13 protein-coding genes and 1 pseudogene are annotated in these 17,966 nt (G+C 63.2%); 8 read left to right on the forward strand and 6 right to left on the reverse strand.

The genetic code is table 11. The features are described from left to right. Positions 1-3 precede the first annotated feature (3 nt). The 5 genes from ACMUVN_RS10430 to ACMUVN_RS10450 are packed head-to-tail and all read left to right on the forward strand — an operon-like array spanning position 4 to position 5,705. Entirely contained in the window at positions 4-1,020 is a 1,017-nt protein-coding gene (locus ACMUVN_RS10430) for a hydroxyacid dehydrogenase (RefSeq protein WP_063475882.1), read from the forward strand. After that, the gene (locus tag ACMUVN_RS10435; RefSeq protein WP_414815094.1) at positions 1,017-2,438 is read left to right on the forward strand and encodes a mandelate racemase; all 1,422 of its coding nucleotides are present in this window, start codon (positions 1,017-1,019) and stop codon (positions 2,436-2,438) included. Before ACMUVN_RS10430 ends, ACMUVN_RS10435 begins: the two co-directional genes overlap by 4 nt. Further along, positions 2,435-3,223, forward strand: coding sequence for an SDR family oxidoreductase (locus ACMUVN_RS10440; protein ID WP_414815095.1), 789 nt, complete (start codon positions 2,435-2,437; stop codon positions 3,221-3,223). Before ACMUVN_RS10435 ends, ACMUVN_RS10440 begins: the two co-directional genes overlap by 4 nt. Further along, positions 3,214-4,956, forward strand: a complete 1,743-nt coding sequence (gene araD, locus ACMUVN_RS10445; RefSeq protein ID WP_414815096.1) for an L-arabinonate dehydratase — start codon at positions 3,214-3,216, stop codon at positions 4,954-4,956. Before ACMUVN_RS10440 ends, araD begins: the two co-directional genes overlap by 10 nt. Before the next feature lie 29 nt (positions 4,957-4,985). Continuing rightward, on the forward strand, positions 4,986-5,705 hold the full coding sequence (locus ACMUVN_RS10450; protein WP_414815097.1) for a ribonuclease activity regulator RraA: 720 nt from the start codon (positions 4,986-4,988) through the stop codon (positions 5,703-5,705). A 267-nt stretch (positions 5,706-5,972) separates the two neighbouring features. Here ACMUVN_RS10450 and ACMUVN_RS10455 read toward each other — a convergent pair. The 3 genes and pseudogenes from ACMUVN_RS10455 to ACMUVN_RS10465 form a co-directional block, all read right to left on the reverse strand. Then, positions 5,973-6,161 (reverse strand): annotated as a pseudogene (locus tag ACMUVN_RS10455) (hypothetical protein); the annotation flags it as partial. Between the two features lie 630 nt (positions 6,162-6,791). Beyond that, the gene (locus ACMUVN_RS10460; RefSeq protein ID WP_414815098.1) at positions 6,792-9,938 is read right to left on the reverse strand and encodes an efflux RND transporter permease subunit; all 3,147 of its coding nucleotides are present in this window, start codon (positions 9,936-9,938) and stop codon (positions 6,792-6,794) included. Then, entirely contained in the window at positions 9,938-11,038 is a 1,101-nt protein-coding gene (locus ACMUVN_RS10465; RefSeq protein WP_414815099.1) for an efflux RND transporter periplasmic adaptor subunit, read from the reverse strand. Before ACMUVN_RS10465 ends, ACMUVN_RS10460 begins: the two co-directional genes overlap by 1 nt. 206 nt (positions 11,039-11,244) lie before the next feature. On the opposite strand from ACMUVN_RS10465, the gene ACMUVN_RS10470 reads away from it, so the two are divergent. The 3 genes from ACMUVN_RS10470 to ACMUVN_RS10480 all read left to right on the forward strand — a co-directional run bounded on the left by ACMUVN_RS10470 (position 11,245) and on the right by ACMUVN_RS10480 (position 14,779). Next, a complete protein-coding gene (locus ACMUVN_RS10470; RefSeq protein ID WP_414815100.1) occupies positions 11,245-11,931 on the forward strand; it encodes a response regulator in 687 nt (228 codons plus the stop codon). 2 nt (positions 11,932-11,933) lie between these two features. Continuing rightward, positions 11,934-13,247: an ATP-binding protein gene (locus ACMUVN_RS10475; RefSeq protein ID WP_414815101.1), complete on the forward strand. Its 1,314-nt coding sequence runs from the start codon at positions 11,934-11,936 to the stop codon at positions 13,245-13,247. A gap of 77 nt (positions 13,248-13,324) precedes the next feature. Next, positions 13,325-14,779 (forward strand): efflux transporter outer membrane subunit, encoded by a 1,455-nt coding sequence (locus tag ACMUVN_RS10480; protein ID WP_414815102.1) that lies wholly within the window; start codon positions 13,325-13,327, stop codon positions 14,777-14,779. Positions 14,780-14,810: 31 nt separating this feature from the next. Here the strand turns inward: ACMUVN_RS10480 and ACMUVN_RS10485 are convergent, their stop codons facing one another. The 3 genes from ACMUVN_RS10485 to ACMUVN_RS10495 are packed head-to-tail and all read right to left on the reverse strand — an operon-like array spanning position 14,811 to position 17,961. Further along, complete coding sequence (locus ACMUVN_RS10485; protein WP_414815103.1) at positions 14,811-15,647, reverse strand: HpcH/HpaI aldolase/citrate lyase family protein; 837 nt, start codon at positions 15,645-15,647, stop codon at positions 14,811-14,813. Next, positions 15,644-16,096, reverse strand: coding sequence for a MaoC family dehydratase (locus tag ACMUVN_RS10490; protein ID WP_047612454.1), 453 nt, complete (start codon positions 16,094-16,096; stop codon positions 15,644-15,646). The genes ACMUVN_RS10485 and ACMUVN_RS10490 overlap by 4 nt, the downstream gene beginning before the upstream one ends. Further along, the gene (locus tag ACMUVN_RS10495) at positions 16,096-17,961 is read right to left on the reverse strand and encodes an acetyl/propionyl/methylcrotonyl-CoA carboxylase subunit alpha (RefSeq protein ID WP_414815104.1); all 1,866 of its coding nucleotides are present in this window, start codon (positions 17,959-17,961) and stop codon (positions 16,096-16,098) included. The genes ACMUVN_RS10490 and ACMUVN_RS10495 overlap by 1 nt, the downstream gene beginning before the upstream one ends. Positions 17,962-17,966: the final 5 nt, after the last annotated feature.

A 17,966-nucleotide genomic window follows, 5' to 3' on the forward strand; every position in this document is an offset into this window, starting at 1 on the left:
ACCATGAACGAACAGGCTCCCGTCATTGCCGTATTGCTGACCGAAAAGACCCGCCGGATGATGCTGGACGATGCGGCGATAACCCAATTGAACGCCCTTGGCGCGGTGCGCTGGCCGGCCGGCGCCACAATCGACGCCGGCGATGTCGACTACCTGCTGCAAGGCGCCACCGCATGCCTCACCGGATGGGGCACACCGCCCTTCGACCCCGCCGTGCGCGCCCGCCATCCGCAGCTCGCCCTTGTCGCTCATTCGGCAGGCAGTGTCCGCACACTGGTCCCGGCGCGTCTGTTCGACGATGGCCTTCGCGTGACCCATGCCGCCTCGAAAATTGCCGCCTCGGTTGCCGAATTTGTCGTCGCCGAAGCGCTGCTCGCCATGCGCGGCATTCATCGGCTGCATCATCACTTGCGCAATGGCGGTGAATGGCTCGACGTCCGCGCCGCCGTGCCGCAGAGATTGCTGGGCGCCAGAACGGTCGGCATCGTCGGCGCCGGCTATGTCGGGCGGGCGGTGATGCGTCTGCTCGTTCCCTTCGGTTGCCGCGTGTTGGTCGTCGATCCGTTCCTGGATGAGAGCGAGGCCGCAGCCCTCGGCGTTGTCAGCGCCGGGCTGAACGATATGCTCGTGCAAAGCGACGTGATTTCCCTGCATGCGCCTGTCCTGCCCGAAACGCGCCGGATGATCGGCGCCCACGAACTGGCGCTGCTGCGCCCCGGCACACTCTTCATCAATACGGCGCGCTCGCAGCTGGTCGACGAGGCAGCGCTGCTCGCCGCGATCCGCTCCGGCCGTATTGAGGCGGCGCTCGACGTCTTTGACGACGAGCCGCTGCCTCCGGATAGCCCGTTCCGCGATCCGGCCCTGGCCAATGTCACCATTTCACCGCATGCTGCCGGCCATACTGAAGAGGCGCATTTCGCGCAGGGACAGACCATGGTGGACGAGATCGGCCGGCTGCTTCGCCGCGAACCGCTCCGGCATGAAGTGACCCGCGCCATGCTCGACCGGATGGCGTGACGGTGGACAGAAGTATTGGAGGTTCCGTGACTGCCCCACGCATCAAGATCATCGAGATCGACGCCTTCGAGCGCGATATCAGCCTGCGTCTGCCGTTCCGCTTTGGCGCGGCCACCCTTGAAAAGGCGCCGCAAGCCTTCCTCAGGGTCCGCGTCGAGGATGAAAAGGGGCGAACCGCCATTGGTGGCGCCGCCGAATTGATGGTGCCGAAATGGTTCGACAAGGATCCGGCGCTGACGCCGGCGCAAAATGTCGATCAGTTGCGCACCTCGATCCGTGCGGCTGCCGCTGCCTCGCTCGAATCGTCTCAGCCGACGACATTGTTTGCCGCAGCCCGCCTGAACGAGATGGAGACGGTGCGGCGCCTGCCTGGAAATCCGCTGGCCGCCGCTTTCGGCCCGTCGCTGATCGCCCGCGCGGCGCTCGATGCCTCTTGCCGAGTTGCCGGCATTTCCTTCTTCGAGGCGGTACGTCAAAACTGGATCGGCATCGGCGGCCCCATGCTGCCCGGTGATATCGACGCCGACGGCGCCTCGGCGATGCTGGCCGATCTTCGCCCTGCCGGCGCGATCTCGGCCCGGCATACGATTGGGCTTCTCGACCCGATCACCGAGGGCGATGTCATCCATCCTGTTCACGACGGCCTGCCGGAAAGCCTCGAGGCGGTGATCAGGCGCTATGGCAATCGCTGGTTCAAGATCAAGATTTCGGGCGCGATCGAGGCCGATCTCGACCGCCTGCTGCGGATCGCCGCCGTGCTGGAGAGGATGTCCGACTATCGGGTGACGGTCGACGGCAATGAACAGTTCGGCAGCGCCGAACAGTTCGCCGCCTTGCTGGCGCGGATCGAGGCCATGCCGCTGCTCGCCAGGCTGCGCGCGGCCATCGCCTTTGTCGAACAGCCGTTCTCACGCGCGATCACGATGGAAACGCCGCTCGGGGCTCTCGCGGCGCAATTGCCCTTCCTGATCGATGAGAGCGACGACGGCGACGAGGCCTTCGCCCGCGCCCGGGGGCTCGGTTACACCGGCGTCTCCTCGAAAACCTGCAAGGGCATTTACCGCTCGCTGATGAAGGCGATCCGCATCAGAACCGGAGCAGTGCCGGGACTGTTCCTCTCGGGCGAGGATCTGACCTGCCAGGCCGGGCTTGCCGTGCAGCAGGATCTGGCGCTGGTGTCCTTGCTCGGTCTCTCCCATGTCGAGCGCAACGGTCATCACTATGTCGCCGGCATGCAGGGCGCGCCCCAGGCGGAGAAGGCGCGCTTTGCCGCGGCTCATACCGATCTCTACGAGCAGGGTCCCGATGGACCGCTGCTGTCGATCCGCGACGGCCGGATCGCCATCGCTTCGCTCGGGGCTGTCGGCTATGCGAGCGGCGCCTTGCCCGATTTCGAAGCGATGACGCCGCTGTCATGAGGAGTGCTGCCGTGCCAAAGGGTATTGAACTGTTCGATCTGTCCGGCAAACGGGCGCTTATCACCGGATCGAGCCAGGGCATCGGCTTCAGCCTGGCTCAGGGCCTGGCTGCGGCAGGCGCCGAAATCGTCCTCAATGGCCGTGATGCCGGAAAGCTCGCCGCTGCGGCAGAGAGCCTGGGCGGTGCCGGCACGCCGCCGCGGACACTTTTGTTCGATGTGACCGACGCCAAGGCCGTGCGTGCCGCCATCGACGGGTTCGAGCAAGCCAGCGGGCCGATCGATATTCTGGTCAACAATGCCGGCATGCAGCATCGCGCGCCCCTGGAGGAATTCGACCCCGACATGTTTGAGCTGCTGATGCGCACGAACGTCTCCAGCGCCTTCAATGTCGGGCAAGCCGTCGCCCGCCACATGATCAAGCGCGGGCGCGGCAAGATCATCAACATCGCTTCGATCCAGACGGCGCTCGCCCGGCCGGGAATTGCGCCCTATACCGCAAGCAAGGGTGCGCTCGGCAATCTCACCAAAGGCATGGCGACCGACTGGGCGCGTTATGGGCTGGCGGTCAATGCCATAGCCCCCGGCTATTTCGATACCCCGCTCAATGCCGCACTCGTCGCCGATGCGGAGTTTTCGAGCTGGATCGAACGGCGCACGCCGGCCGGCCGCTGGGGCAGGCTTGAGGAATTGACGGGCGCCTGTATCTTTCTCGCCTCGGACGCTTCAAGCTATGTCAACGGTCACATAGTTTACGTGGATGGAGGCATGTCGGCATGTCTTTGAAAGTGACGAAGACACCGGAGGACCTGCGATCGGCGCGCTGGTTCGCATCCGAAGACCTGCGCGGCTTCGGCCATCGCTCGCGCCTGATGCAGATGGGCTACGACGCCGGCGATTGGGCCGGCAAGCCGCTGATCGGCATCCTGTCGACCTGGTCGGATCTCAATCCCTGCCACGCCCATTTCAAGCATCGCGTCGAAGACGTGAAGCGCGGCGTGCTCCAGGCCGGCGGCTTTCCGGTGGAAATGCCGGCGCTGGCGCTGTCAGAGAATTTCATGAAGCCCACGACCATGCTCTATCGCAACCTTCTGGCGATGGAGACCGAAGAGCAGATCCGGGCCCACCCGGTCGACGGCGTGGTGTTGATGGGCGGATGCGACAAGACCACGCCGGGCCTCATCATGGGGGCGCTCAGCGCCGGGGTGCCGATGATCTACCTGCCGGCGGGGCCGATGCTGCGCGGCAACTATGCCGGCCAGCAGCTTGGATCGGGATCGGATGCCTGGAAATATTGGGACGAACGGCGCGCCGGAACGATATCCGATAAACAATGGGCCGGCATCGAGGCCGGCATTGCCCGTTCCTACGGCCATTGCATGACGATGGGCACCGCCTCGACCATGACCGCGATTGCCGATGCGATGGGTCTGACGCTGACCGGGGTCTCATCCATTCCCGCGCCCGATGCCAATCATATCCGCATGTCGGCCCAGTCAGGACGCCGGATCGTCGACATGGTCTGGGAGGATCTGACGCCGGACCGGATCGTGACGCCGGCGGCGGTGCGCAATGCGGCGACGGTCGCCATGGCGACCGGCTGTTCGACCAATGCGGTCATCCATCTGCTGGCGATGGCGCGCAGGGCAGGGGTCGCGCTGACGCTGGATGATCTGGACGCGCTCGGCCGCACCACGCCTGTCGTGGCCAATATCCGCCCTTCCGGAAAGACCTATCTGATGGAAGACTTCTACTATGCCGGCGGCCTCGTGGCGCTGATGTCGCAGATCAGGGAGCGGCTGGATCTCAGCGCCATGACGGTTTCGGGCGAAACCCTGGGTGCGGCGCTGGCCGACGCGAAGGTCTATAATGACGATGTGATCCGGCCGCTTTCCAACCCGATCTACCCGGAGGGATCGCTGGCCGTGCTCAAGGGCAATCTGGCGCCCGATGGCGCGGTGATCAAGCCGGTGGCCTGCGACCCGCGCTTCCATGTCCATCAAGGTCCCGCCCTGGTTTTCGACAGCTATCCCGACATGAAGGCGGCAGTCGAGGACGAGACGCTTGATGTGACGCCCGATCACGTGATGGTGCTGCGCAACGCCGGGCCGCTCGGCGGTCCCGGCATGCCGGAATGGGGCATGCTGCCGATGCCCAAGGCACTGCTGAAACAAGGGCATCGCGACATGCTGCGGCTCTCGGATGCGCGCATGAGCGGCACCAGCTACGGCGCCTGCGTGCTGCATGTGGCGCCCGAAGCCCATGTCGGCGGTCCACTCGCCCTTTTGCAGAATGGGGACATCGTCAGGATCGACATTCCCAACCGCCGGCTGGACATGCTGGTCGACGAGGTCGAACTGGCGCGGCGCCGTGCCGCCTGGGTGAAGCCCGCCGACCGTTTCGGTCGTGGCTACGGCTGGATGTACGCATCGCATGTCAGCCAGGCCGACAAGGGCTGCGATTTCGACTATCTGCTGCCGGAATTTGGCCCGGCGGCAGGGGAACCGGATATTTTCTAGCCAGACATTTTCCAGGAGGACATGCAGGCATGACGACACTTTCGGACAGCACGCGCGACAAACTCATGAAGGTCAGCGTTGCCACCATCAGCACCGCGCTGTTCAAGCGCGGCCTGCGCAACCAGACCATTCAGGATGTGCAGCCGGTCGCCGGCAAAGGCCGGAACATGGTTGGCCCGGCTTATACGCTGCGCTACATTCCGGCGCGCGAAGACCTGAACAAGCTCGAGGTTTTCCGCAATCCGGAGCATCCGCAGCGCGCCTGCGTCGAAAGCTGCCCGTCCGGGGCCGTGCTGGTGATGGACAGCCGCAAAAATCCGCGCGCCGCATCCGCCGGCTCTATTCTGGTGACGCGGCTGATGGTGCGGGGCGTGGCAGGCGTCGTCACCGATGGCGGGTTTCGCGACAGCCCGGAAATTGCCGGGCTGTCGATCCCCGCCTATCACAACCGGCCGTCGGCGCCGACCAATCTGACGCTGCATCAGGCGCTCGACATCAATGTGCCGATCGGCTGCGGCGATGTGGCGGTGTGGCCCGGCGATATCATGGTAGGCGACGATGAAGCGGTGATCGTCATTCCGGCCGAATTGGCCGACGAGATTGCCGATGAGGCGGTGGAAATGACGGCTTACGAGGATTTCGTCACAGAACGGGTGCTGGCCGGTCAATCCATCATCGGCCTCTATCCGGCAACACAGCCGGGCAATATCGAGGATTTTGCCGCCTGGCGTGCCAAGCATGGTCGTTAGACCTGGCGATTTTCAGGGATGGCGGTGGTTTTCAATTCGTCGGCGACCCGTCCGTCGATCCCGAAAGCCGGGTCAACGATGGCAGGACGCGCAGGCGGCTGACGCCGCCTGCGGGGGGAATACGTCCCGCGGCCTTGTTCCGGGGAGAGGAACTCGACCGAAGAGGTTGTCACTGAGGTCGGCAGGAATCGCCCGTATCGGGTTGCGACCCTCTTGCCATTGCAACGCCGCCCATCTTCTCTGCCGCAGTGCGCGCCAAAGCAGCCATCGCTGGCCTTGCCCTCCCTTGGAAGGTTCGGGCTTGAAGGTGATCGTCGTGTGATCGTTGGATGAATGCGCTTCCGTGTCGGCGGTTTCCGGCTCGTTCAGGTCGTCGACGTGTGTGAAAATGACAGGGATGACGATGAGGCTGAGCAGCATCGACATCAGCAGCCCACCGGTCACCGCGATCGCCATAGCCAGGGAGTGCTGGCGTCCAAAAGGGTATTGAACTCGATCTAATCCGGAGCATGTCATCAATCACCCCGTTCCACCAATCGAAATGTCTTCCGACAGAGCATCACACTCCTTTCGAACGTTTTCCATACGGTCTGATTCGCTCCTAAATCTTAAGAAACGAGGCGCTGTGTCGCACTGATTTGAAATACAAAACCGAACTACCATAATAACGCGTGCGCTCAAGAAAATATAACAATACTCATAACTTGATTTAAACTTGAGAATGCATCGCGAAGCCTCGGCAAGTATGACTTTCCGCTCCGCGAAGCGGCAACGCAGAATATTTCGATGTGCCTTGGACACACGACACTCCGGATTGGGCTGAGGTCGAACTCTAATAGCTGTTCGGATGTTAAGCGCGGTTAAGGAAGTGTAAAGTTTGGTAAAGATTCAGACGAGGGCAGTTGCCACCAAGGCGATGCGTGCCTGGACTTTCCACACGGTGCAGGACGCGCAGGCGGCACGATGCCGCCTGCGGGGGCATTACGTCCCGCGGTCTCGTTCCGGGGGAGAGGAACTCGACCGAAGAGGTTGACGATCGCCAGGCGTCGCCCTTATCGGGCGCGGGACCTTACCCGGCGAGAGCAGTCATCTCTGACCTTGCCCCCGCTTCGAAAGCTCAGGCTTGAAGGTGATCGTCGTGTGATCGTTGGATGGATGCGGTTCGGCCTCGGCGGTTTCCGGGCCGGTCCGGTGAACGAGGCGCCTGAGCGCCTCGTTCAAGTCGTCGACGAAGGTGAAGATGACAGGGATGACAACGAGGCTGAGCAGCGTCGACATCATCACCCCGCCGATCACCACGATCGCCATCGGCTGCCGGAAGCTGGAATCGCCGCCTGTCAGGCTGAGGGCCACCGGCAGCATACCGGATGCCATGGCAATGGTGGTCATGATGATCGGTCGCGCGCGTTTGTGGCATGCATCCACAAGAGCATCGAACCGGGGCATGCCCTGGCGGCGCGACATGATCGCGTATTCGATCAGAAGGATCGAATTCTTCGTCACCACGCCCATGAGCATGAGCAGCCCGATGACGGCCGCCATCGAGAAGCTGGTTCCGGTCACCACCAGCGGCACCAGCGCGCCGCCGAGCGAGAGCGGCAGAGCCATCAGAAGCGTGAGGGGCTGCAGGAAGTCGTGGAAGAGCAGAACGAGGATCGCGTAGATGCAGAAAACCCCGATTGCCATCGCCAGACCAAAGCTCTGGAACAGCTCCGAACTGCGCTGGAGTTCTCCCTGTTCGACAAGGGTGACGCCCGACGGCAGATGCTGAAGCGCCGGCAGCGCCTGCGCCTCGCGGTTGACGTCGCCCAGGATGCGGCCGTTGAGCTCGACTGAAAGAGTGACATTGCGCATACGATCGATGCGGTCGATTTCCGACGGGCTGCCGCCGATCCGGATATCGGCAATCGACCCGAGATCGACATTGCCGTTCGTCCCAGACACCCGCATGTTCTTGATGTCGTCGAGTTTGGTGCGCGTCTCGGGGCTGAAGCGGACGACGATGGGAACCTGGCGCTGCGGCAGGTTGAGCTTCGGCAGATCGGCGGAATATTCTCCATCCGTCGCCACGCGCACGGCCTCGGCGATGGCGCTCGACGTCACCCCGAGCGCTGCTGCGCGGGCGAAATCGGGCGTGATCTGGATCTCCGGCGCCTGCCTGGCCGCGGTCGATGTCACCGCGCCGATGCCCTGCAGCGTGCGCAGCTGTTCTTCAAGCGCCGTGCTGGCGCTGTCGAGCGCGTTGGCGTCGTCACTGGCAAGGGTGATCTCGAGCTTCGTGCCGTTGCCGCCGCCGCCAACGGCGATCCGCACACCGGGAAGGACCGAGAGAGCCTGCCGGATGTCGTTTTCGATTTCCGACTGTTTGCGGTCGCGCTCGCCGATGGGTGGGAGCACGGCGACGATCGTCGCGGATCCGACGCTGCTCGAGGTGCTGGAATCTGGGCCGCCGCCCGAGGATGCCGAACCGACCGCGGTAAAGACATGCGTCACGTCCTGGAGCTTGCCGATGATATCGGCGGCCTGCCTTGTCGTGGCGTCTGTCTGCTCGATGGTGGCGCCCGGCTGCATGGTGAGCGTGATCTGGGCCCGCGCGTCGTCGGAAGCGGGCAGGAAGCCGGATTTCAGGAGCGGGATGGTGGCCAGCGAAAGCGCGACGACGACGGCGGTCACGGCCACCGTGGTCTTCCTGTGGTTCATGGCGGCTTTCACGATTGCCATATAGGCGCGCATGATGCGGCCGTCCTTTTCCTCTTTCGGATGGGCCTTCATGAAATAGGCGGCCATCATCGGCGTCAGCAGGCGTGCGACAACGAGCGAAACGAGGACGGCGACCGCGGCGGTGATACCGAACTGGCGGAAGATGAGCCCCGGTATGCCGCTCATGAAGGCCGTCGGCAGGAAGACGGCGACCAGCGTGAAGGTGGTGGCGATGACGGCGAGCCCGATCTCGTCGGCCGCCTCCAGAGCGGCGTCGATCGGCCGCTTGCCCATCTGCAAATGGCGGGCGATGTTCTCGACTTCGACGATGGCGTCGTCGACGAGGATGCCGACGACGAGCGACAGCGCAAGCAGGGTGACGATATTAAGGCTGAATCCGGCCAGGTACATGACGAGGAAGGTCGGTATGACGGACAATGGCAGCGCCACGGCCGACAGGATCGTCGCACGCCAGTCCCGAAGGAAGAGCCAGACGACGACGATCGCCAGGATCGCGCCTTCGTACAGCATGTGCATCGAACCGTCGTAATTGTCGAGGATCGGCCCGATCGTGCTGTAGGCCTCCTCGATCTGCACGTTGGAATGCTTGGCCGCAAACTCCTTCATGGCCTTGTCGACGTCCGCGGCGACACCACTGTCCGAAAAGCCGTTCGAGCGCTTGATCTCGACCGCCACCACCGGTTTGCCGTCGAGATAGGCCATCGAAGATCGCTCCGCGAAGCTGTCGGTGACGGATGCGACGTCGTCGAGGCGAACCTGCTGCCCGTTGGCCAGGGGAATTCGCAGTTCCTTCAGCGCGTCGACCGAGGCAACGGCGCCGAGCGTGCGCAAGGTCTGACGGGTGCCGCCAATCTCTCCGAGGCCACCCGAGGTATCGGCCTGAACCGATTTCAACTGCGCTGACACAGTGGTCGCCGTGACGCCGAATGCGGCCATCGTCGTCGGATCGAGGTCGACGTGAACCTCGCGATCGACACCGCCGATGCGATTGACCTGTCCAACGCCCGGCACCGAGAGCAGCGCCTTGGTCAGATCGTTGTCGATGAACCAGGAGAGCTCGGTTTCGTTGAGGACGGAAGACCGGACAGCATAGGTGACCAGCGCCGAATTCTGCACGGTGACTTTGCTGACGCTCGGCGTCTGCATCTGCGCCGGCAGATCCGACTTTGCGCTGTCCACGGCATTGCGGACTTCGTTCAAGGCGGTCTCGCTGTCCTTCTCCAGTTTGAAGGAGACGCTGATCGACACCGAGCCGTCGGTAATCGTCGTCGTGATGTGGTCGAGATAGCTCAGCGAGGCAAGATTGTCCTCGATCGTGCGGGCGACCTCGGTTTCCAGCTGCGAAGGTGCGGCGCCGTCGAGCGTGGCAGTCACTTTGATGGTCGGGAGATCCATATCAGGGAAGTTCTGCACCGCCAGATGCTTGAAGGCCAGCAGGCCGCCGACGGCAAGCATCGCAAAGAGCAGGATCGCCGGTACGGGATTGCGGATTGAAAATGCGGAAAAGTTCATCAGCCTTCTCCCGCGACTTTCACGAGATCGTTGTCCGACAGAAACGCTCCGCCCGACGTCACCACTCTCGCCGATTTATCAATGCCCGAGATGATCTCGACTTCGCCGTCATTGCGGCGCCCGGTGTCGACCCGCACCCGTTTTACCCGCTTGTCCTCGCCGACCGCAAAGACGTAGTTGATCCCGTCACGGAAAACGATCGCGGTCTCGGGAACCGTCAGCGCCGGCGTGGTCCTGAGTTCGACGGTGCCGGTGACATAAAGACCGGTGCGCGGCTGAACGTCCTGGGGAAGGGTGACATAGACGATCGCCCGGCTTGTATTGGTGTCGATCGAAGGTCCGACGAGCCTCACCTTGCCCTGGATGCGGCGTCCGTTAGGCCCGTCGATGTCGACGCGCAATCCTTCCGAAATGCGCGAGAGGTAGCGGGCGGAAACCTCGGCCTGCCATTCGACCCGCTGCTGGCGGACCATGCGAAACAATTCGCTGCCGGAGGAAACGACGGCGCCGAGCTCGGCCGAGCGCGAGGTTATCAGACCGTCGTCGACGGCCGTGACGGTTGTCTGGTCGAGCTTGATCTTCTGGCTGTCGAGCGCTGCCTCTTCGGATTGAAGACTTGCCGCCGCGGTCTGTTCGTCGGCAAGATATTCGACGATCTTCTCGTCGGAGAGGGCGCCGGAGGGTTGAAGCTGGCGAGCGCGATCGGCATTGGCCTTTGCCTTTGTCAGGTTTGCCTTCGCGGTCACGACGGCCGCCTCCTGCTTGCGAAGATCGGCCTGCACACTGTCCTGCGACATCAGGACGAGGGTCTGCCCCTTCTTAACCACGGAGCCGACATCAGCCAGGATTTCGGTGATGCGAAGTCCGCTCGTCTCGGAAGCGATGATGGCTTCCTGCCAGGGTTTCAGCCAGCCGCTTGCCGGAACGGTTTCCGGCCAGTCCCGCTCAGCCGGCGCCGCCAGCGAGACGGTCAGGGCGGGGGCGGCGGCTTGATCCGCCACGGCACTGCGCAGCGGCAGCAGAAGCGCTGCCGCAATAAGAGCGGTGGCGAATATTCCAGATGGTTTTCTCAACGATGCACTCCTTGTGGTCAAAGGCATCGCTGCCCTTTCCCGATCCGCGCCAACTTGGCGGATGATTGCCACTCATGCGCGGCAACCGGCCTCGGCGCGCGTCCATGTCATGGCAGGATAAGTAACGGGGCGAACGTTAAGTGCGGTCAAGTTAGTGTTAAGATAGGTAAAACTCGCTCACGCGACGATGTTTGTGCTGTATGGCTTCATCGAATTAATGACGGACGAAGTGAATGAACAAGGTTCTCCTCATCGACGACGATGCCGAGCTGACGACGCTTCTGCAGGAATATCTCGTTGAAGAGGGATATGACGTCGTAACGGATACGGACGGTCGCGCTGCCATTGCCGCTGCTGCCGGCAATACGGTCGATATCATCGTGCTCGACATCATGATGCCTCGGATGAACGGGATCGAGGTTCTGCAGAGGATCAGGAAGCTCAGCCAGGTTCCGGTGCTGATGCTGACCGCAAGGGGCGATGACGTGGACAGGATATCGGGCCTCAATCTCGGTGCCGACGACTATGTGCCGAAGCCATGCTCGCCGGGTGAACTGGCGGCGCGGCTGCGCGCCATCCTGCGCCGGGCGGGGCAGCCGGCAGCCGGCGCGTCGACCGACACGATCAGGGCGGGGCAGCTCGTGATTCATCCGGGCAGCAGGATCGCCGAATGGCGCGGAGAAAGCCTGGAGCTGACCGGCACCGAGTTCAGCCTGCTCGAAGTGCTTGCCCGCAGCGCCGGCCAGCTCGTGTCGAAGCAGGACATCTCGAAACGGGCCTTCGGCAAGCCGCTGACCCCGTTCGATCGCCGTATCGACGTCCATATCAGCAGCGTGCGCCAGAAGCTCGGACTGAGGGAGGACGGGCAATCCTGGATCCAGTCCGTTCGCGGCCAGGGCTATCAACTTCTCGTGGACTGACCATGCCTAGGCTTTTCTGGAAATTCTTCGCGACGATCTGGTTGACGCTTGCAATGACGCTCACTGTTATCATCGTGATCGTCAACCTCTTTCAGATCCCGCCGCCTGGCCGCGATCGGGAATACCAGGAGCGAGCGATCATTCTGAAGCTGACCGCGAACGTCCTCGCAAGGGATGGGGAGGACGCCGCAGAGCGCTTCATCCGCTCAAGTGAAGATACGGTGCCGTTGGGCCTGACGCTTTCGAAAACCATGGGGTCGCCTGCGTGCGAAGACGAAGGTAGGGCAGAGACGAAGTCCATTCTGAAGGACGGAATTTGCTACCGGATCTCCGTGGCGCCGGAAGCGAACTTCCTTCTCAACGTAGTGGATAACCTGGCGCTGCTGGTGCCTTGGCTTTCGATTTTCGTTTCGAGTACGGTCGCTGCCGCAGCACTCGCCCGCTATCTCATTCGACCCGTCGTGCATCTGCGCGACGGCCTGAGCGCGCTCGCCCATGGCCGCTTCGACTTCCGTATCGGCGACCAGATGGCCGGCCGAAAGGATGAAGTCACTGCGCTGGCGCATGACTTCGATTCCACCGCCGCGCGGCTTCAGGAGCTTCAGGATGCGCAGCAGCGGTTGTTCCATGATGTCTCCCATGAATTGCGTTCGCCCCTGTCCCGCCTGCAGGCTGCCGTCGGCGTTCTTCGGCAGAGCCCGGCCAAACTCGGCGCCATGCTGGACCGAATGGACCGGGAGGTTGAACGGCTCGACGCGCTGGTCGGCGAAGTTCTGACCCTTGCCAGGCTCACCGCCGGCTCCGGCCTGCCGCTGAAGACCCAGGCCCTGGATGTCATCGAACTGCTGAATGAAATCCTTGGCGACGCCGCATTCGAAGCCCAGGCACGAGATGTGTCGATCACGACAAGCGTCGACGGCAGCTTCCGCGCCGAGGTCGAAGGCGAGCTGCTCTACCGGGCACTCGAAAACGTCGTGCGCAACGCTGTCAAATACACGGCCGAACATTCGCACATATCCGTGTCTTGCGAGGCGGCGGCCGAGCGCCTCAAAATCTGCGTCACCGATCGGGGGCCAGGTGTGAGGCGCGACGAACTCGAACGCATCTTCCAGCCGTTCTCACGCGGGAAAGAGGCGGTGCCAAGAGGCGGATACGGCCTGGGTCTTGCCATCACCCGGCAGGCCATCGAGCGCCATGGCGGGCGTGCGCATGCGTCGTTGCCTGACGCCGGAGGCCTGGCGATCACGCTGGAACTTCCGAGACGGCCGACGCCCTATGGTTCGGCTGACGATCAAGCATCGCGGGATTTTACCTAACTTTACAGTTTCTTTACCGCCATTAACGCTGGCCTCGCTAAGCCTGGATCTCCGATCCCGGTTCAGAAAGCTTGCCAGTGAGTCCGTCGCTCCGCACCAGACTATCATCCCTCCGCTACGCCGCATCCGCCTTCACGCTGCTGCTCGCAGGCTGCGTCAGCGGTCCGGATCACGTTCCCCCTGAGATGCGGCTTCCCGCCAAATTCGAAGAGGGCACCACCAAAAGCAACGGCAATGTCGTGACGGCTGAGTGGTGGAAGGCCTATCGCGACAAGCGGCTCGACGGCTTGGTGGCCTATGGCCTCAGCGAAAACCTCGATGTGCTGCAGGCGCTCGAGAGCATCAATTCGGCTGCCGCCAATGTCACGGTTGCCGGCGCCGGCGGTCTGCCGAGCCTCAGTGTCGACGCATCGCACACGGTATCCGGTGAAAAGGGGCGGCTGCGCACGACGGTCGGCACCACGAATACCACAGGCGGTGAGGCCAGCCTTTCCTGGCTGCTCGACATCTTCGGCCAGTACCTTCGCTCCAAGGAGAGTGCCATCGCCTCGCTGGGAGCCGCCTATGCGACGGCCGACAATGCAAAGCTCACCTTCCTGAAAGACCTGGTCGAGAGTTATATCGACGCCCGCTATTACCAGGAGCGCATCGCGCTTGCACAGGCGAGCTTGAAATCCCGCCAGCAAACTTACGAACTCACGCAGCTGCAGCTCAAGGCAGGTGCGGCCTCCCGCCTCGACGTCGTTCAGGCCGAGGGCCTGGTACAGTCGACAAAGTCCGACATTCCCGGCCTCGAACAGAGCTTCACCGAATCGGCCCATCACATTGCCACGCTGCTCGGGATGCCGGCGGCCTCGTTGATGGACGAGCTGCAGAAAAGCGCCGGTCAGCCGGTTTTCCGCGGCGATATTCGCGCCGGCATTCCGGCCGATCTCATCCGCAACCGTCCTGATATAAGAAAGGCCGAACGCGAGCTGGCGGCGGCCGTCGCCGATATCGGTGCTGCCGAAGCCCAGCTTTATCCGTCGATCTCGCTCTCCGGTTCGATCTCGCCGAGCTGGGTCAAATCCTCGGGCGCCAGCGGCTCGAGCCTCACCAGCTGGTCCTTCGGGCCGACGCTCAACTTGCCGATCTTCGACGGCGGCAAATTGCGCGCGAATGTCGATATCGAGAAATCGGATGCCAGGGCGCAGTATCTCGCCTGGAAAGCGGCGGTGCTGAACGGGGTCGAAGAGGTGGAAAACGCGCTGTCGGCGGTTCGCCGCGACACGCAGACACTGGCGCCGTTGCGCAGGCAGGTGCAGACGGCGGAGGAATCGCTGGCACTGTCGACCGCAAGCTACAAGGACGGCGCCTCGTCGTTGCTCGATGTCCTCGACGCCCAGCGGTCGGTCTCCGATGCTGAGGCAAGCCTTACCGCTACCGTGCAGCAGGTTGCCAAGGACTATGTGGATCTCTATGTCGCCGTCGGCGCCGGTTACCTCACCCAAGAAGAGCCTGTCGCCTCGAAGCGAGTGGCGAAGTCGGGCTGATCGGCTGAAGGCGGTCAGACGTGTTGCCTGACTATCGTCCTGATATCTCCAGGATGCGGAGCGCGAGCTTGAGATGCGGCAGATCCAGCATGCGCCCGTCAAGCTGGATGACACCGGCGTCGGGCCTGGCGGCAAAGGCGACGGCGACTTTCTCCGCCCAAGCGATCTCGGATGCATCCGGCGTAAAGGCGTGGTTGATCGTTTCGACTTGGCTCGGATGGATGGCCATCATGCCGGAAAAGCCGTCGCGCCGGGCGCGGCCGACATAGGCCCTGAGACCGCTATGATCGTGGAAATCGGGATAGACGGTGTCGATGGCCGGAACGGCGGCGGCATGGGCGGCAAATAGCGTCAGCGAGCGGGCAAGCTCGTAAGGCGGCGTGTAACGGCCATCCGTCCGCCGCGCTGTCGCAGCCCCGATCGCGGCGGGCAGATCTTCAGCACCCCAGGTCAGGCCGCAGAGGCTGGTCGCGACGTCCCGGTAGCTGCCGATCTCGAAGATGGCGGACGGCGTTTCGGTTGCGATCGGCAAGATGGGGATTTCAGGTGCAAGTGAGCCTGCGAGCTTCAGCACCGAAGCCGCCCCCTCGGCCTTCGGCAGCATGATCGCGAAAGGATGGAGGCCACTCAGAGCGGCAAGGTCGTTTTCGAACTCCGGGGAGGCGAGGGGATTGATGCGGATCAGGAGATTGGTTTCGCCGGTCTGGCGCAGGACGAATTCTTGGACGGCCTGGCGGGCGCGTGGCTTGTTGGCGGGTGCAACCGAATCTTCGAGATCGAGAATGACGGCATCGGCGCCCGAGGCGAGTGCTTTCTCGAAACGCTCCGGCCGATCGCCGGGCACGAAGAGCAGCGAGCGAAGTCTCATGACGGCTTTACCTTCAGCATGACGGTGCGCAGGCACTGGCAGACGATCTCGCTGCGCTGGTTCAGGGTGATGTGCCGGAAGGTGACGATGCCGGCGTCGGGGCGGGAGTTCGAGCGGCGCAGTTCCGTCACCTCCGTTTCCACCCGCAGCGTGTCGCCGATGAAGACCGGCTTCGGCATCGTCACCTTGTCGTAACCGAGATTGGCGACGAGCGTGCCGAGCGTGGTGTCGCCGACCGAAAGACCGACGGTGAGCGCAAAGGTGAAGGTGCCGTTGACGACGATCCGGCCGAATTCGGTGCCGGCCGCATAATCGGCATCGAGATGCAGCGGCTGCGGATTGTGGGAAAGCGTCGTAAACAGCAGGTTGTCGGTCTCGGTGACCGTGCGGCGGATCTCGTGGGCGATGCGGTCGCCGAGCGTCCATTCGTCGAAATAGCGGCCGGCCATCAATCCTGCTCCTTCGTGACGGTGACGACCAGCTGGTTCTCCGAGACCCTGGCGCCGGTGGAAACCTGCAGTTTTCCGATGATGCCGTCGAAAGGCGCGCGCAGCGAATGCTCCATTTTCATCGCTTCGACCGTCAGCAGACGCTCCCCCTTGGCGACATGATCGCCTTCGGCGACATCCACCGATATCACGAGGCCGGGCATCGGCGAAAGGATCGCGCCATCGCCCGCACCCTGGCTCGCCTCGATTTCGCTTGCGACGGGCAGGCTGATCGGCCAGGTATTGCCGGCGTCGAAAAGCACGGTCGTTTCACCAATCGTGACGATATTTGCCTCAGGCTTCCGACGTGATTGCCCCCAGAAGAGGTGATCGCCGATACGGATGCGCACTCGATTGTCATCCGCGCCGGCGATGCGGAATCCGGCAAGCGCGGCCCAGGGATCATCATCGGTATTTCTTGAAAGCACGGCGGCTGCGGTGTCGATCGCGATTTCGCTCGGCTCCGTCGCCACAAGGCTATCGCCATGGCGGTCGAGGAAGCCGGTATCGATCCGAGCGGCGCGAAAATCCGGATCGACGGCGATGCGGGCAAGCAGGCCGGCATTGGATCTGACCGGCCAGACCTCGATGCCGGCGCAGGCGGCTGCAAGTTTCGAAAGGGCTGCCTCGCGGTCCGGTCCATGCGCGATGATCTTGGCGATCATCGGATCGTAGAAGGCGGTAATCTCATCGCCCTGTTTGACGCCGCTGTCGACGCGGACGGACTGCGGCAGGCGCAGATGGTCGAGCCGGCCGGTCGAAGGCAGATAACCGGCGGCCGGATTTTCGGCATAGAGCCGGGCTTCGAAGGCCCAGCCATTCATGGCGATCTCGTCCTGGCTTTTCGGCAAGGGCTCGCCGCTCGCGACCTTCAACTGCCAGAGCACCAGATCCTCGCCAGTAATCGCCTCGGTGACGGGGTGTTCTACCTGCAGCCTCGTATTCATCTCCATGAACCAGATACGGTCAGGATGCAGGCCCTGGGAGGCATCGGCGATGAATTCGATGGTGCCGGCGCCGACATAGTTGACCGCTCTTGCGGCCTTGACCGCTGCCTCGCAGATCACCGCCCGGGTGGCGGCATCGAGGCCGGGGGCAGGGGCCTCCTCGATCACCTTCTGATGACGGCGTTGCAGCGAACAATCGCGTTCGAAGAGATGCACGCAATTGCCGAGCTTGTCGGCGAAAACCTGCACCTCGATATGGCGCGGATTGGCGATATAGCGTTCGATCAGAACGCGGTCGTCGCCGAAAGCGGCGGCCGCCTCACGGCGGCAGGAGGCGAGACGTTCGGCGAAATCCTGCGCGCGGTCGACGCGGCGCATGCCTTTGCCGCCGCCGCCGGCAACCGCCTTGATGAGTACGGGATAACCGATGGCCTCGGCTTCCGCCGCCAGCCTCTCTTCGCCCTGGTCCGATCCGAGATAACCGGGGGTCACGGGCACGCCGGCTGCCTGCATCAATTCCTTGGCGGCATCCTTGAGCCCCATCGCCCGGATGGCAGCGGGCGGCGCGCCGACCCAGACGATGCCGGCCTTCTCCACCGCCTCGGCAAAATCGGCATTTTCCGACAGGAAGCCGTAGCCCGGATGGATCGCAGCGGCGCCGCTCTTGCGGGCAGCCTCCAGGATGCGCTGCGGCGAGAGATAGCTTTCGCGGGCCGGCGAAGGCCCGATGGCGATCGCCTCGTCCGCCTCCCTGACAAAGGGCAGGCCGGCATCGGCTTCAGAATAGACCGCAATGGTGCGGATTCCGAGCATCCTGGCCGTGCGGATGATGCGGCGGGCGATTTCGCCCCGGTTGGCAATGAGCAGGCTTTCCATCATCGACG

Origin of the sequence: Rhizobium sp. IY2 (genome assembly GCF_047532935.1) — a bacterium.
GTDB classification, from domain to species: domain Bacteria; phylum Pseudomonadota; class Alphaproteobacteria; order Rhizobiales; family Rhizobiaceae; genus Rhizobium; species Rhizobium anhuiense.